General features: G+C 45.3%; 15 protein-coding genes and 1 other annotated feature. Of the genes, 4 read left to right on the plus strand and 11 right to left on the minus strand.

The genetic code is table 11. From position 1 onward, the window contains the following. Nucleotides 1-75: 75 nt before the first annotated feature. Nucleotides 76-663: a 3D domain-containing protein gene (locus OXB_RS16735; protein ID WP_041075698.1), complete on the minus strand. Its 588-nt coding sequence runs from the start codon at nt 661-663 to the stop codon at nt 76-78. A gap of 583 nt (nt 664-1246) precedes the next feature. Here OXB_RS16735 and OXB_RS16740 point away from each other — a divergent pair. Continuing rightward, nucleotides 1247-1909, plus strand: coding sequence for a GntR family transcriptional regulator (locus OXB_RS16740; RefSeq protein ID WP_041075700.1), 663 nt, complete (start codon nt 1247-1249; stop codon nt 1907-1909). 36 nt (nt 1910-1945) lie between these two features. On the opposite strand, the gene brnQ is transcribed toward OXB_RS16740, so the two are convergent. The 7 genes from brnQ to OXB_RS16775 all read right to left on the minus strand — a co-directional run bounded on the left by brnQ (nt 1946) and on the right by OXB_RS16775 (nt 12421). Beyond that, nucleotides 1946-3301, minus strand: a complete 1356-nt coding sequence (gene brnQ, locus OXB_RS16745; RefSeq protein WP_041075702.1) for a branched-chain amino acid transport system II carrier protein — start codon at nt 3299-3301, stop codon at nt 1946-1948. Nucleotides 3302-3469: 168 nt separating this feature from the next. Beyond that, on the minus strand, nt 3470-6538 hold the full coding sequence (locus OXB_RS16750; protein ID WP_041075704.1) for an AAA family ATPase: 3069 nt from the start codon (nt 6536-6538) through the stop codon (nt 3470-3472). Beyond that, on the minus strand, nt 6535-7692 hold the full coding sequence (locus OXB_RS16755; RefSeq protein WP_041075706.1) for an exonuclease SbcCD subunit D: 1158 nt from the start codon (nt 7690-7692) through the stop codon (nt 6535-6537). The genes OXB_RS16750 and OXB_RS16755 overlap by 4 nt, the downstream gene beginning before the upstream one ends. Nucleotides 7693-7912: 220 nt before the next feature. Next, complete coding sequence (locus OXB_RS16760) at nt 7913-8905, minus strand: metal ABC transporter solute-binding protein, Zn/Mn family (RefSeq protein ID WP_041075708.1); 993 nt, start codon at nt 8903-8905, stop codon at nt 7913-7915. 65 nt (nt 8906-8970) lie between these two features. Continuing rightward, a complete protein-coding gene (locus OXB_RS16765; RefSeq protein WP_041075710.1) occupies nt 8971-9831 on the minus strand; it encodes a metal ABC transporter permease in 861 nt (286 codons plus the stop codon). After that, complete coding sequence (locus tag OXB_RS16770) at nt 9831-10574, minus strand: metal ABC transporter ATP-binding protein (protein ID WP_041075712.1); 744 nt, start codon at nt 10572-10574, stop codon at nt 9831-9833. The genes OXB_RS16765 and OXB_RS16770 overlap by 1 nt, the downstream gene beginning before the upstream one ends. 584 nt (nt 10575-11158) lie before the next feature. Continuing rightward, nucleotides 11159-12421: a hypothetical protein gene (locus tag OXB_RS16775; protein ID WP_041075714.1), complete on the minus strand. Its 1263-nt coding sequence runs from the start codon at nt 12419-12421 to the stop codon at nt 11159-11161. 155 nt (nt 12422-12576) lie between these two features. Next, nucleotides 12577-12852 (plus strand) — a binding site (T-box leader). Nucleotides 12853-12910: 58 nt separating this feature from the next. Between OXB_RS16775 and OXB_RS16780 the strand changes: the two genes are divergently transcribed. Beyond that, the gene (locus tag OXB_RS16780) at nt 12911-13771 is read left to right on the plus strand and encodes an SAM hydrolase/SAM-dependent halogenase family protein (protein WP_041075716.1); all 861 of its coding nucleotides are present in this window, start codon (nt 12911-12913) and stop codon (nt 13769-13771) included. A gap of 88 nt (nt 13772-13859) precedes the next feature. After that, nucleotides 13860-14474, plus strand: a complete 615-nt coding sequence (locus OXB_RS16785; RefSeq protein WP_041075718.1) for a DUF3298 and DUF4163 domain-containing protein — start codon at nt 13860-13862, stop codon at nt 14472-14474. Nucleotides 14475-14521: 47 nt separating this feature from the next. On the opposite strand, the gene OXB_RS16790 is transcribed toward OXB_RS16785, so the two are convergent. Both OXB_RS16790 and OXB_RS16795 read right to left on the minus strand, forming a co-directional pair. Next, nucleotides 14522-15232 carry an NAD-dependent deacylase gene (locus OXB_RS16790; RefSeq protein WP_041075720.1) on the minus strand — a complete coding sequence of 237 codons (711 nt, stop codon included), beginning with the start codon at nt 15230-15232 and terminating at the stop codon, nt 14522-14524. A 13-nt stretch (nt 15233-15245) separates the two neighbouring features. After that, nucleotides 15246-15920 carry an SOS response-associated peptidase gene (locus OXB_RS16795; protein ID WP_041075722.1) on the minus strand — a complete coding sequence of 225 codons (675 nt, stop codon included), beginning with the start codon at nt 15918-15920 and terminating at the stop codon, nt 15246-15248. Nucleotides 15921-16004: 84 nt separating this feature from the next. Here OXB_RS16795 and OXB_RS16800 point away from each other — a divergent pair, with 84 nt between their 5' ends. Then, nucleotides 16005-16433, plus strand: a complete 429-nt coding sequence (locus OXB_RS16800; protein ID WP_041075724.1) for a protein-tyrosine phosphatase family protein — start codon at nt 16005-16007, stop codon at nt 16431-16433. Nucleotides 16434-16484: 51 nt separating this feature from the next. Here the strand turns inward: OXB_RS16800 and OXB_RS18985 are convergent, their stop codons facing one another. Continuing rightward, nucleotides 16485-16625, minus strand: a complete 141-nt coding sequence (locus OXB_RS18985; protein ID WP_158333767.1) for a hypothetical protein — start codon at nt 16623-16625, stop codon at nt 16485-16487. Between the last annotated feature and the right edge of the window lie 49 nt (nt 16626-16674).

Raw genomic sequence — 16674 nt, forward strand, 5'->3', positions numbered from 1 at the left:
TTTGAAGACGTAGCACCTTTTCACTTCCCGGGAACGTAAAGAACCAACCTCTTACACGAAGAGGTTGGTTCTTTGTCATTCCAGTACCTTGATTTTAACGCTTTTGCGTCCCCATTGATACGCTTGGCTTTTCGTCGGGAAGAATACATCTATCTTATTCCCTTTGATGGCGCTTCCGGTATCTCCGGCGATTGCGTAGCCGTAACCTTCCACCCACACTTTCGTTCCCAGCTTAATGACATTCGGATCAACGGCGATGACTTTAACATCCGGATTCCGTTTCAAATTGATGCCGGTTTTTGTAACACCCGAACAGCCATTGCAATTTGCTGTATAGGCGCTGGCGGAAACCGTGAATTCCCTCACGACGTTCCCTTCATCCGACCGCGACGGAGTTTTCGCGACCGGTTTGGCTGCTGCTTTTTTCGCTGCGGCTGTCTTGCTTGGAGCCGCCACTTTCAATTTTTGTTTCGGATGGATCGTATTCGATTTTAAGTTATTCCAGGATTTCAATTGGGCAACCGACACCTGATGCGTCTTCGCGATTTTATATAACGAGTCGCCCTTCTTTACGGTGTACGTGGACGATGCGGCATAGCTTTCATTCGCACCGCTGACCAATAAAGCAATTACGATAATGAGGGTCCCAAGAAATTTTCTCAATAGCTCTTCTCCTTGCGATTTAGTCTACACACAGTCTAGCAGTCGAATATTACAAAACGGTTACAACAAATAACCTTTCACGTTACAAAAAGAAAGGTTATATTACAAAACGAGTACCATATTAATAAAATCATCAACGAAATCAAATGGGGAAATAAGGGAACTCCTAGGATATCATAAGATGAGAAATAGCGAGCAAACTACTGGTATCATCATCTTTTCATCCGCCTTTGCATGCTTGGGCTCTTGTAGACGAAAACCTGACTAATGAGTGGCAATTAAGAGAAATCTAAGATTTTTTAGTAGAATATTTTTAAAAACTTATGTAATTTCAACCCGAAATGAGGTCGAATGTTGTCATGACAAGCATTTCTATGTATTAAAACCGTCCAATTCGGGATCAAAGTCACACCTCTTTCATTTAAACATAAAACTTTCTTACTTATTAAACACCGAACATATTATTACAGACACTTTTTTATCAAAAAACCCCAGAATAGAGTACATACAATATATTGCATACTTTATTCTTTTTACATTTTCCTGTATACTTAATGAATATTGAACAGGATGGTGATTCGCAATGCCGATACCTACAGAACATTCCACTCCAGTCAGGAGAACTGCGAAAGAAACGGCCTTTAACCAGCTTCAACACTGGATCATTGATGGAACGTTGCAGCCTGGCGAAAAATTGAACGATACAGAGCTCGCAGAAGCGTTGGGCGTTAGCAGGACACCGATCCGGGAATCATTGCAACTTTTGGAAGTCCAAGGTTTCGTTAAAATGTATCCGGGTAAAGCGACACAAGTGACAGAAGTGGAAAAAGAAGCGATTAACGATCTGCTTCCACCACTTGCTGCCTTGCAAGCTTTATCAGCAGAGCTGGCGATCCCCCATATGACTGCGGAAATATATGATGTATTAAAAGAGACGAATGACCGATTTGCTCAATCGGTGCATTCCGAAAATTACTTTTCCGCTTTGAAAATTGATGAAGAATTCCATCAAATCATTGTGGATACTGCAAAAAATCCATACATCCTTTCGATGGTCGAATCCCTTCAAGCGCATGTCCGACGACTGTTCTTCCATAATTCGATTGTGCTGACCGAGAAATCGATCGTAGAACATAATGAAGTCATCCGACTCATGCAGGAGGGTAACAGGGAAAAAGTGTCCACTGTCATGAGGGAAAACTGGTTACGGGCAATAGAAGAATTCTACGCATTAAAGAAAGACTAAAAAAGCCGACTCCCTTCTTAGGGAATCGGCTTTTCCTTATGCTTCCTCAGTTGCAAGGTTACTTCCTCGTGCAATCAAACCTGTGATCAGAATGACAGCGAGCGCCGGCAAGACCCAACCGAGACCGTCATTATAGAACGGCAATACTTGTTCGTAAAATGAAACGATCGGTTTCATCCAACCGAAGTATTCAATTTCAAGTGACTTGCAAAGCGTCTTCAATCCATCGATAATCCCGATGCAAAAGGCGACGATGGTCGCGGACACATAGACAATTTGTGAATGTTTGAATAGTGGAGATAGAAATGTCAATAGGATAAGGACGATGGCTAACGGATAAAGGAACATTAACACGGGAACGGAATACGTAATGATATTCGACAATCCAAAATTTGAAATAACAAAACAAAACGTCGAGAAAATCGTAACCCATATTTTATAGCTGACTTTCGGAAGGATCGTATGGAAATACTCACCACAAGCTGTTATCAATCCGATGCTAGTCGTCAAACAAGCTAAAATGATGACGATCGCAAGCAATATAATACCGAGGGATCCAAGATAATATTCGGACGCTTGTGAAAGGACTTGCCCTCCCGTCTCGAGTAAGCCGAACGTCTCCGTGCTTACAGCTCCCAAATAGGCGATCCCCATGTAAATCAGTGCAAGAAAAGCGGTTGCCACAACCCCCGTTTTCGCGGTTGCCGCTAAGATGCCTTTTCGATTCGTTACGCCCATCGAGCGGATGACATTGATGACGATAATCCCGAATACGAGGGAAGCCAATGCATCCATTGTGTTATAGCCTTCCATGAAACCTTTGATAAACGGCCCGCTTGCATATGCCTCTTCCGCAGGTTGAATGGCCCCCATCGGCTTTATGACAACCATGACAATTAGACCGATAAGTAAAATGATGATTCCTGGTGATAATATTTTACCTACTGAGTCGACGATTCGGGACGGATTCAAGGACAACCATAATGTGATAGCGAAAAAGAAGAAAGTGAAGATGGCAAGTGCTATTGTCATCCACGCTTCATCGATAAATGGAGCGAATCCGATATCAAACGCTACGGCTCCCGTCCGTGGTGCAGCAAAAAACGGTCCGATTGTCAAATATAATAGCGATGTGAAGACGATCGCATAGACCGGATGAATACGGCTCGCTAGGTCTTGGAGATTCCGGCTTCCCGAAAATCCCATCGCCAAGATCCCTAAAAACGGCAATCCGACTCCAGTAATCAAAAAACCAATTACAGCAGGCGTTAAGTTCATACCGGAATTTTGGCCCAGTTGCGCAGGGAAAATTAAATTTCCAGCACCAAAAAATAATGCAAATAACATAACCCCTATTACAAGGTAGGAAGAAAATGATAGTTTTTTCTGCATAAGTATAGGTTCCTTTCTCTGGGAAATGCAATATATTACAGAAAATAATGATACCCTTTTTGTCATGAAAATGCAACGTATTAATTAATTTTAAATATTAAATTTATTCATTAATTTATAAAAACCAACCCCCTTGCGGATTCAATCCTGCAAAGGGGTTGAGTGAATTTATTTGATAATAAACTTTGTCATACTATGGCCTTCTTTTAATTTCTCCACCTTCAAAATGGCCGGGAGGGCGGCTTTCAATTCCTCCACGTGCGAAATCACGCCGATCATTCTCCCTGATTTTTGGAGTTCGACCAAGGCATCGATCGCTTTATGCAGTGATTCTTCATCTAATGAGCCGAATCCTTCGTCGATGAACATCGTATCGATTGAAATGGATCCTTGGAAACTTTGTATGACGTCCGCCATGCCAAGCGCCAGACAAAGGGATGCGTTGAATTTTTCTCCCCCCGATAATGTCTTGACATCCCGATTGGCGCCGGTATAGGCATCATACACATCAAGGCCCAAGCCGCTTTGCCTGCCATGCGCTTCCTTCCTTGCGCTGCAGATCAATTCAAACTGGCCATTCGACATTTCCTTCAATCGTTCATTTGCCGATTGGACAATCCTTTCCAAATACTCGATCTGGATAAAACGTTCGAAAGATAATTTTGCTCCATTATCCCCTTTCACCACTTCGTAAAGGTCCAGGATTTTTCTATACTCGACTTCCACCTGTTCAATGGCCAACGTCGCCTTCTCGATATTTTCTTTTACCTCGCGTGCCGCCTTCTCGTTTTCTAAACAACTATGATACTCAGTCAACGCTTTTTCATATTCCTCTTTCAATCGTTCAACTTCCAATTCCAGTTGACCCAAATCCATCATTTCCCGGCCTTCCACACTCGCCCTTAAATCTGTGATAGACTCTTGGAGCGTATGGACTTGTTGTGCAAATGCAGCAAGCTGCTGTTTGAGCAGCTGCCGATCCGCCTCTGCCATTTTCGCTTCTCGGTAAGCTGCTTCAGTAGGGAAATCCGATGATTGGAGAGCTTCTTTAAATCGTTTCCAAACAATTTCCTTCTTTTCAATACTCTCCTTCAATGAACCCTTTGCATGAACCACGGATGATCGAGCGGTCACGAGCTTTTCTTTCGCGGCTTCACGGATTTCCTGCACCTTTTGCCAAGCGCCATCCAACTCACCCTTCAGGCCCTCGGTTTCCATGATCCGTTGTTGAAGGACGTTCAACTCCTGCATTTCTTCCGGTACTTTATCGATATCTGATTTGAGGACAGCTTCCTTCGTATCAAAATTCTTCTGCAATTCGGCAAGGGATCTTTCATTCTCCGTTTTGTCATTTTGCAGCCTGACGAGCAGCGCTTCCTGTTTCTCCAGTTCTTCTTTCAACTGAACGAGCTTCCTGCGGCTGTTTCGCATATTCGCTACTTCTGTTTGAAGTTCTCGCTGCTGTTCAAGCAATCCTGCGTAGTCCACTTGCACATCCCATTTGTTCTGAATTTCCTCTAGCCGCTCCCCCGCATGTTGCTGTTGGATTGCTACAGTGCGGTAAGCATTTTCGCTTTCCGCTAATCGCTTTTTCGCCCGATCCAACTCCTCACGGGTCACGTTCTCATCTGAATGCTCCTTTAAGAGAGCCGGATGATGCTCGCTTCCGCAAACTGGGCAAGGGTCCCCCTCCTGCAGACGCTCCGCCAGCACCAGTGCCTGGTTGGCCAACCATTGCTGTTCTAATCCTTCATAATCTCTTTGGCAACTTTCAAAAACCGATTTTTTATCTGCCATTTCCGCTTCCTGCGCTTGGATCTGTTGTTGCAGTTTTTGGATGTCCTCCATCCATTTGACCTTCTCATTCACTTCATTTAACTGATCCAGTTTTTCATCATAAGGCAACAATAGCCGATCCAGCAAACCGATTTCCGTTTTCCATTGTCCGACTTGCTCCATTTCATTGGCAAATCTTTCAGTAGCGGTAGATAAGGCAACATTCAACGCGGAGATCCGTTGTTCGATTTGTTGAAGTTCTTCCTTTTTAGTCGCCAGATTCATCACGGTCGGCAGGTGGTCCTTCAAGCGGATCAATCGTTCCGTCAACTGCTGGCGCTCCGGATTCCGGCTTTCCTCCGCTTTGTAATCCGCGTCGGCTTTTGCTGCAAAGCCTTCTGCCTCTATCGCCTCTTTTTCCGCAGTTTCCAGTGCTGCTGTTTTGGAAATCGTCTCCCCTTCCAATTGGTGGAACTGTAATTCGATTTCACTGATGGCAACCGCCCGTTCCGCGTCGGCCAACCGTGTTTCTTTTAGATCCATACTCGGTTTTCGTTCATACAACCCGGCTAGCGCTTCTTCTTTACCTTTCAGTTCGGTCAAGCGGTCGTTCATGTTTTTGGCGTCGTGATAAGTTTCCAGCATTTTGCCGTGTTTGGCGTAGCTTTCTTCATATAACTGTTTCATGATCGCCGTTTTCTCTGAATAAAACACCCATTCCTCTTGTAACGCCTGTATGACTTGATGGGCATTGTATTGCCCCGTGGCCAGGACATTGAAAATCTGGGAATCCCGGTTCGGAAGCAATGATGGGATTTGGCTATATAATGTCTCCCTTGACTGGTTTTCGGTTGACCATTTCGCTTGGGCCTGGTCTTTCCGGCTTTTTAATCGCGCTTCAATCTCCTTGTAAGGTTCCGTTTTGAAGATTTTCCGCATGATCGTTTCCTTATTATCGGTAGTGGATGTAAGGAACTTCCGGAATTCCCCTTGCGGCAACATGACGATCTGGCTGAACTGTGCTTGGGTGAAGCCGATCAGATCCACGACTTTCTTATTGATTTCCGTCACAATCTGCCGGTCGACAAACGGGGTTTCCCCGTCCGGCGTCAGTTCGAAGAACTCACAATTGGCAAGTGTTTCGCTTTTATTCCCCTTTTTCGTATAAGGAATCTGACGCATGATCCGATATCGCCGATTATGTAATTCGAATATCAATTCCACCGATGTCTGTACGCCATCATCGGCGAAATCACTTCGCATTGCTCGCAAATCGGCCCGGTCTTCCCCGCTTGCCTGTCCGTATAAGGCAAAGCAGATGCCGTCGAAAATCGTCGTCTTCCCCGCGCCTGTCGCACCTGAAATGACAAACAGCCGATGGTCTTGCAACTTGGTGAAGTCAACCGTTTCGGTATGTTTGTATGGTCCGAATGCCGTCATTTTCAATTGGATCGGTTTCATTTCAAATCCCCTTCTTTTTGCATGACTTCGAGCAGGACTTCCGTAAACAGGTCGGACGTCTCTTGATCGGCCGCTTCCCCTTTGACCGCTTCGTAGAACGATTTGAATAAAGTCAAATCATCCTGTTTACCGGTTATCGCCTGTTTTTCTCCTCTACCGATCGAAGGTTGGACTGTCATTTTCCGCTCCACATGCATCGCATTCGGGAAAACAGTACGCACCTGTTCCATTGGAAATAAAACCGGGGTTTCATCAAGCAGTTTGACAAAGACATAATCCTCATTGACCGGTTGCGTCAAAAGATCTGCCAAGCGGCCTTCAACCGTCCGCATATCATGCCGTGCGTCCAATAACTTTTTCTCAACGGTGACTTGGCCGTCCCCATCCATTTCCACGATGAAAAATCCTTTCTGATGCCGTTCCTCGGAAATCGAATATTTAAGCGGTGATCCCGCATAACGGATTGTTTCATGCAACACATGGTGGGCTTGATGCAAATGACCAAGTGCCGTGTAATGGAATGGTTCGAATAAATGAGCGGCGACATATTCCGCCCCGCCGATTGCAAGCGGCCGTTCCGAATCGCTTGTGTTGTCGGCGGTTTCCCCGTGAGGCGTAACAAAAGCATGTCCGACCAAAACATGGCGGGCTTCCGCCGACAGCTTTTGGCGGATGCCGTCGACCACTCTTTTCATCGCATCCTGATGATTCGAGACGGATTCATCCTCATAAAGATGTCTGACGACGGAAGGGTCAGCAAACGGCACCAGATGGAAATGGACCTCGCCGAATTCGTCTTCCAATACGACCGGCTCCAATGCTTTCGTCATCTGGCCTACCATATGCAGTCCATTGGCTCGCATAATATTGCTTCCGAAATGGATTCGCCCCGGGCTGTCGTGATTGCCGCCTATTGCCAGAACCGGCGTTTTTAGTTCCATGACAATCTTTTCGAGAACTTCATCCAACAGCGCCACCGCTTCCGTTGGTGGAACCGCCCGATCATACAAATCTCCCGCAATGACGACCGCATCCGGTTTCTCTTCGATGATGGCCTTGATGAATTGATCGAGCACATGCCGCTGGTCCTCCGTCATATATACACCCTGGACCAGCTTGCCCAAATGCCAATCCGCCGTATGGAAAAATTTCAATTTGATCTCCCCCTACTTCTCTTTATTTCTATTTTACAAGAACTGACTGTGAAACAGAAGGTATGTTTGCTGAAGCGAAATAGTACGTAGTTATCTAAATATTAGGCAGAAGTCCTTGGCATATCCCCCCGCAAACATGAAAACAGGACACCCGAATACGGATGTCCTGTTTTACAGTAGCTTCCTTATCGAATCCCTTCAAGGGAGGAATTCCTATTACTTAATTCTTGCTCAATTCATCATGGATAAGGTTAATATTGTAATCCAAATATTTTACATACGTATCGATCTCATCCCCAGGGTTGCCGATCTCATCTGAATAGATAGCCTTCTCCGCAATCGGCACACCGGTTTCTTTGGAGACCGTTTCCATCGGACGAGGGTCGACGTTGGACTCCAGGAACAGGACCGGCACTTCATTTTCTTTGATAAATGTCACAAGGTTTTTGATTTGAGTGGGTGAGCCGTTTTCTTCTGTGTCGATTTCCCAAATATATGCTTCATACAGACCATAATGCGTGGTCATATATTGGAATGCCCTTTCACTAGTCACCAAAATCCGATCTTCTTCCGGGATGTCGGCAATGCGTGTTTCATATTCTTCATCCAATTCTTTCAAACGCGCTACATACTCATCGCCACGCTCTTGTATTTCATCACTCTTGGAAGGATGTCTTTTGACAAGCACATTCCGCATATCTTCCGCCATTTTAATACCGACAGCCGGGTCGATGAAAGCATGTGGGTTGATTTCTTCTTCTCTTCCATCTTCATTCGTCAAATACATCGGCTCAACACGTTCCGTTACACTAAAGACATTTTCTTCTTTTTGGCCGACGGTTCCAATCATTTTAAAGAACCAACCCTCTTTCCCGCCTTCCAAATTCAAACCGTTATAAAAAAGTATATCGGCATCGGTAGCGGCCTTGATATCATCCGGTAACGGTTCATATTCATGGGGATCTGTACCACTTGGCACCAAGTTGTACACGTCGACCGCATCCCCGCCGATCTGTCTTGCCATATCGGCGATAATCGTGAACGACGTGACAACTTTCAGTTTATCGTCTTTAGAGTCCCCTGTTGCAGCGGCTGTATCATTGTCTGGATTTTTGCCTTGCTGATTTCCCTCTCCTGTGTTTCCATTGCCGCAAGCTGCCAGTAAAAAGACAGCGAGCAAGGATACACCAAACCACATCGCTAATTTTCTCATTTCTTGGTCTCTACTCCTTTAATAAATAATTTATAGAAAAACCGGGATTCCGGTTCTAGATGAAATTAGGACACCATCATTTTCTGTTTTTCGTTTGATCGCAGCGCTCTCCATACAACTCCCTGTTTCGGCGAAAACAAAAATGCCAGGACAAATAAAGACGTTGCCGCCAATGCGATGACCGGTCCGGATGGCATATTGTACAAGAAGCTGACATACAGGCCGATAATGGCAGAAAGCGCTCCAAAGAATGCGGACAACACTACCATGACCGACAACCGATTCGTCAATAAATACGCAGTAGACGCCGGGGTGATCAACATGGACACGACCAAAATGACACCCACTGTCTGCAAAGAAGCTACCGTCACTAATGTCAGTAAGAACATGATTCCATAATGAATTATTCGCACTTTTAAACCATACGCCGCTGCCATCGTTTCATCGAAACTGGAAATAAGCAGTTCCTTGAAGAATAACACTACGACCAGAATGACGAGACTGCCAATTACTAAAGTAAGCCACATGTCAGAAGACCGGACGGATAACACATTACCAAATAGGATTTGAGTCAAATCAGTCGCACTTCCTGCTCTCGTGATCAGTATGATTCCGAATGCAAAGGCCGCGGAAAATCCGATGCCGATGGAAGAATCGTTTTTCACACGGCTGTTTTGGCTGATCACACCGATGCCAAGAGCTGTTAAAACGCCGGTGAAGACCGCACCATAAAAGTAATTGACGCCCAGCATATAAGAGATTGCGACTCCCGGCAGGACCGCATGGGAAATGGCATCTCCCATTAATGCCATACCGCGCAAAACAATGAAACTGCCGATGATTCCGCAGATGATACCAACCATTACGGAAGTGGCAAAGGCTTTTTGGAGGAATCCATAATTCATCAAATCATTAATAAAGTCCATTACACCGTAACCTCCAAATCTCCTAGCATCGAAAAGCTACGCTGATACGCTTTGGACATTTTGTTCGGCTGGAACACTTGGTTGACAGGACCTGCATCGATCAATTCTTTATTGATCAAAACTAGCTCATCGAAATAATATCTCACCTTCGACAAGTCATGATGCACCACAAAGACGATCTTACCTTCCGCTTTCAGACTCTTCAATATATTAATGATGACTTCCTCACTGGAGACATCGATGCCGACGAACGGTTCATCCAAGAAAAAATAATCTGCCTTTTGGGCAAGTGCTCTCGCAAGAAAGACGCGTTGCTGCTGCCCACCCGACAATTCGCCGATTTGCCTTTCGGCGAAATCTTCCATCCCGACACGTCTCAGACATTCCATCGCCCATTCCTTATCCGATTTTTTGGGACGATGCAATAATCCGACATTCGGATACGTACCGAGAAGCACCGTATCTTTAACGATGATTGGAAAATTCCAATCGATATTGGACCTTTGCGGCACATACGCGATCTTTTTCCTGAAATCCTTGATCGGGCGTGAACCGATCAGAACAGAACCACTATCCTTTCGTATCAATCCAAGCATCGCTTTCATTAATGTCGATTTGCCCGCCCCGTTTGGTCCGAGGACTCCGATCAGGCTGGACGATGGGAAAGAAAAAGAGACATCCTTCACCACTTGGTTTCCATAATAGGATACGCTGAGATTATTCACTGTCACAGAGTCGATCATTTGTTTCCCTCCCACTTTCTTCTTTCTTTTGTATGAATTCAACTAAAATACTTTCCCCCGTGCAACTTTTTCCATGCAAGAGATTTATCCCATATAAAAAGAACGTTTGGTTTCTCATTGTATGCTCATTTTGTTTCCTAAGTGCAACTTTTCAATTAAAAAAATAAATTTCTTTCCCTTGCACAAGTTTTCGAATAAAAAAATTTGTTTCCCACAGGAAACTTTGATAATCATATATTAATATAACCCTTTTCAAAAGTAAAGCGGAAATTTTTTAAAAAAGCTGTGAGCAGTTTCACAGCTTTCTTGTCATCTAGGAAATCATAAATTCTGAGCATGTGGATAACCTTCGAAACTGGGTTTGTTTCCGTCCAACTCCGGGCGCTAGAGGCTCGGGGCCATAAGCCAAAGCTGCTCTGTGGCAAAAAGCGCCATGCCGCACCTTCGTCTTATGCCTGAGGCCGACAGGATGCCGGTCATGCAGCCGTTGCCGCAGAACGCGGCGAACTTAGACTGCCGACCTTAGCTGAGCAAGCACCCTGCGCTTTTGTTCATTGTTTATTCATAGGCTTTTGTGTAGAAATTCATAGATCCCCCAGCAACCGGATTTCGCCCGTCACCGCGTCTACACATTCTTCCGCATCTAGCAGTCCGCACAGCACGTATTTACCTGCGGAAGGGTCAAAGGCATAAGTAGGTTCGAGTGTAATAAACGACGTCATCTTCTCAAATGCTTCTTCTGCGACCACTCTGCAGTCAACTGCTGACGAATAGCCGTCGAATAGACGGACCATTTCCAAATTGTCCATATAGTTCAGCAAACGATAGGTCCCAGGCTCGATGATCACGACCACTTTCCGATTAAAAAACGCTGGAACTTCACTGGATCGATGGCATTTCGCTGTTATGAAGTCTTCTGAACGGCCGATCGTTCCCAATATCCAAGAACCAGCTTCCTCCGGAAAAAGCGTTCGCAATACATCACGTGTGACCACTTTGCACTGCTCTATATCTTCCTCGGTCAGTCGGTGTTCATCTTCGACATCCGGATTATTGAAAGCTTCCTCAACAGTCACTTCCTGACTAGTGAAAATCGGCTCCCGATGCAGTTCATTCGTAAGCGGGCTATCCCATTCCATTACTTCATTCATAATCCGTTCTGTTCGTTCATGTACGAAAAACGGGATCGTCCCTGATCCGTCCGCTTTCACAAACACTTCTTCCATCGCATAGACGGAAACGAAGCGTTTTTCCGATTCAGAAGGAAACCGAATTAATTGGAGCTGCTGTTTCACGATTGGCTCTATTTCTTCAAGCGTTAATGAAAATTCGGCAGGCATAACTTCTTCCACTTTTGGAAAATCTCCTATTTTGGAATACAAGAGTAATTGGCCTTCTTCGTTAAATTTCACTTCGATTGTGCAACCGGGCGATAGTCGGACTCCATCGATTTCCACTTTGAACAGGAATCCATCCTCATAAGCCTCCGATAGGCGCAGCTCCTTCCCTACTTCTAAGCCGGTATATTGCTTAACCCATTCGCCGACTTCCTCAGGCGTCTTTTCTATAAATGGAGTTTTCGTAGAATAGGATGTCTGCATAACAAAGATGGCACTGTCATACCGTTGCTGTTGAAGATTGAACTCGATACTCGCGGTGCCCGTCGGATTTTCATCCTCTTCCACCGGTTCCTGAATATCGTTCGGAAACCATTCCATACTGAAGTAATATTCTTTTTCTTCTCGATCATTAAAGCGTTTATAGATCCCATGCCGGCCTAAATCATAATTTTCCAAGCCAAAATCCGTTCTTGTTTGATCTACAATTTTTTGGAGTCGCTTATCCACATTTCCACCCTTTTCTCGATATGATATTCAAGGAGATTGCCTCTGTAAAGTCTACCACAAAATAGCAAAGCCGGTTCTCAGAAGATGCCTGACTACATGATGGGCTGAAGAAAAATTTGACACCCTAAGAGCATTCGTGTAAATTATGGGTAATACAGTTGGCGATGAAGAGAAAAGTAAAGTGGCAAGGTTCCTTACAGAGAGCTTCGATAGCTGAGAAGAAGCGGAAAACTACTACTTGAAAATGGCCTCTGAGCTCTGCATTGAACGTGCGCTAATTCGCATTAGTAGATGGCAGCGGGATTTGGTATCCGTTATCTATACCACAAGTCTAAAATCCTGTTGGACCGGATTTTGCACTTGCTGAGATTGTCCTTGTGAATGGGCAATGAACCAAAGGTGGTACCACGGGAATCGATCCTGTCCTTTGCAATCGAATGATTGCAGAGGGCGGGATTTTTTTATTACGCTGGCGAGGAGTGGAAGTAGATGAACAATGGTTTATTGGTATTTCAATCGGATTTCGGAAAAGGGGATGGCGCGGTCAGTGCCATGCATGGAGTCGCCAATTCGGTGAAGCCGGGCATTCCGATTTTCGAAATCACTCACCAGATTCCCCAATATAATATTTGGGAAGCATCCTACCGTTTATTGCAAACTGTCGGATATTGGCCGAGTGACACAGTCTTCGTTTCCATTGTCGATCCGGGGGTCGGCTCGGATCGGCGGGGAGTCGTCGCAAAGACGGCAAATGGGCATACGATTATCACACCGGATAACGGTACGCTCACCCATTTAAAACGATTTGTCGGCATCACGGATGTCCGGATCATCGATGAAACGAAAAACCGCCTTCCGAAATCAGGCGAATCTCATACATTCCATGGACGCGATATTTTCGCCTATACGGGTGCCCGTTTGGCGGCCGGACTCATTGGTTTTGAGGATGTCGGTAATGCTGCAGACCCGGCGACCTTGATCGAACTTCCTTTGAAAAACTCTACAATTCAAGACGAGGTGATCACCGGGATTGTTGACATCATCGACCGGCCATTCGGCAACTTGTGGACGAATATTAGCCGACTTCAATTCAATGACATTGCCGGCCCGTATGGAAGTTCCTATGAAGTTTCCATTACGACGGACGGGCGGACGATCTACAATAACATTTTGAAATTCGGCCGTTCCTTTGCCGACTCCCATATCGGCGAACCGCTTCTTTATATCAATTCCCTTGATAATTTGGGCATCGCCATTAACCAAGGTTCATTTGCAGACGCCTACCGTGTCGGCACCGGCACGAACTGGGAAGTGATTATCCGGACAGCACCGAAAGTGGTGTATGATTGAATCTTGCAGAAATTGGGGATTTCTTTGATTAGATCCGGCCCGCCTGTCATATGATGGATTACTCGACAGAGAAGGAAAGGGGTTATGAATGGAATTTCCTGTTTCAATTGTTACCCGGAAACTGCCGAATGTTTCACCCAAAGTGAATGTCTATTATCCTGTTATCGTCCATTTAGAAAACAGTGAAGTACAAAGTAAAATGAACCATGCCATCATTGAGCTATTGAATCAAATCTTAATAGACCTAGATTATTACGATAAAAACTTGGTGGAATTGCTGGCCAGTTATGAGGTAAAGACGAATGAACGCGGCATTCTTAGCTTGAACCTGATTGTCTACTCGTTTACAGGCGGAGCGCACGGAATGACGGTCGTCCGTTCCTTGACCTTCGACACGAAAACCGGCAAGCAATATACATTGAAGGAGTTATTTAAACAAGACAGCCCTTATGTAGAAACTTTGTCTTCGATCATTAGGAAGCAGATGCAACGCTGGAATGTCGATTTGTTGGATCCTCCATTTAAGGAGATTCGGCCGGACCAGGATTTCTATCTGGCGGACACCTCCATCGTCATCTACTTCCAATTATATGAAATCACCCCGTATTATTGGGGGTTTCCTTACTTCCCGATTCCCATCAAAGACTTGGAAACCATTATTCAGCCGGAGGGTCCACTCGATCAGTTGATGTCCTTTACGTGAATGAAACCTGTCCTCTGCAAACTTGGCAGATGACAGGTTTTCTTCATTCATAACTGTTGATCGGCTTCCTCCAGCACTTCCCCGATTTTCCGGTCATTGATGACCAGATCCGCATAGCCGTCGAATATGGTAGGCTCTAAATTGATGATGACAAGCTTGGCTCCTGTCTCTTTCGCAATTAGCGGGAAATGGTTGGCGGGAGTGACGGTCAGCGATGAGCCTAGGACGATGAACAAATCGGCTTGTTCACTTTCCCTAGTCGCTTTCATAAAGGTCTCCTCCGGCAACATTTCGCCGAATAGTACGACGGAAGGTCGAAGTTTTCCTCCGCATTCGCAATAATAAGCTTGCTCCTCATACCGTGTATTCTCGTACTCCCTGCCGCAAGTTTGGCAATGAACCTTTTGTAAAGTGCCGTGCAGTTCCATCACATTTTCCGATCCGGCGACCGAATGAAAGCCATCGACATTTTGCGTGATGATGCCCTGGATAATGCCTCCCCTCTCCCATTTCGCGAGCAGCTCATGCCCAATATGAGGCTGGCAGTCTTTCACTCCCAATACACGCTTCCTGTAAAATTCAAAAAAACGTTCCACGTCCTTGTTCATCGCTTCCGTGCTGGCCACCTGTGCGGGATCTTCATTCTCCCATAGCCCTGTTTTAGCAGATCGAAAATCGGGCAGTCCGCTCTCCGTGGACATACCTGCACCAGAATAAACAATAATATAATTAGATTTTTTCATCAAATCAGCTAACAATGCCAATCCCCCTTCAACATATTGGAATAATCAATGATTCCTCATTGTTTTTTGGCGAGTTCACATTCGAAGATACGATATACGCCTCCATTTGTTCCTCATCTAATGGTTTCAACATATTTCCCAGGAAATGAATATCCTCATTCTTTGGATCAAGCCACGCTGCTTCATCTTCCTTCCGTAAAATGACAGGCATTCGATCATGGATCGGCTCCATCAACCCATTCGGCTTAGTCGTAATCGCTGTACATGTATAGAGCATGCTGCCATCGGGCTTTCTCCATGCCTCCCAAAGGCCGGCGATTGCAAAGAGGCCGTCACCTTTCAACTTGATGCGCATCGGGATTTTATCACCATCTTTCCGTCGCCATTCATAAAAGGAATCCGCCGGAAGAATGCATCTTCTTTTCTTGAACGCATTCCGATAACTCGGTTTTTCTGCGACGGTTTCTGCCCGGGCGTTGATCATCTTATAACCGATTTTTTCCTCTTTTGCCCAAGACGGGACCAACCCCCATTTCAGATGGCCAAGCCGGTTCTTTTCACCATCATTGAGGATGGCGACGACCTGTTGGGATGGAGCGATATTATAACTAGGTACATAATCGCTTTCTTCAAACGCAGATTCAATATCAAAACGTTTTACTATTTCATAATACGGAGCAAATAATGTGAATCGCCCACACATTGAAATCCTCCTTCCCTATTTGAATTTCCTCCTATTCACTGTATCATGGATATTGAACAGAGTCATGAAACGAGGTGTCAGGAAATGGAATCTCCGAATTACCGCCAATTGATTGATAATCGGATTTTCATCGGCGGCATCCATGCAATCGATGAGCTGCTCGAAAATGAGAAAATTGACGTGATCTATGATTTACGGGCAGAAGTGAAAGGGCCTTTATCAACCGAAATCAGCGTCCATCAACCGATTGTCGATGACGTGGAACGACAGGACGGGTCTATCCAGGAAGCTGTCCAAAAAGTGATTGATGATTACGAGTCGGGGAAAAACGTCTACTTTCATTGCAATACAGGACGGGGCCGTGGCGGGACGATAGCTGCAGCCGTCTTACTCCAACTCGGACTTGCCGATTCCGTAATGGATGCGGAACAAAAGGTGATGTCCATATCACCGGACGTGAATATCAGGCAGCCTTTCAAGGAAGCTCTGATCCGCATCTATGAAAAGGAATAGAAAAACGCCAGACGCGATTTGCTGTCTGGCGTTTTGATTACCTGATCAGCTCTATTTTTCCCGTTTGGCTTTCCGTTCCTTCTTCTTTTTCACTTCCCTCTTCATCCGTTTAAATTGACGGACATCCGCCGGCCTTACGGTGATGGGTTTCCAGTTCAGAATGACAGCTACTGAAATGGCAGAACTGTCCAAAAAGCCACCCCCTAATAATTCTTGTCAAATGGAAAAAGCCAGGCTCCCC

It is taken from the genome of Bacillus sp. OxB-1 (assembly GCF_000829195.1).
Taxonomy (GTDB): domain Bacteria; phylum Bacillota; class Bacilli; order Bacillales_A; family Planococcaceae; genus Sporosarcina.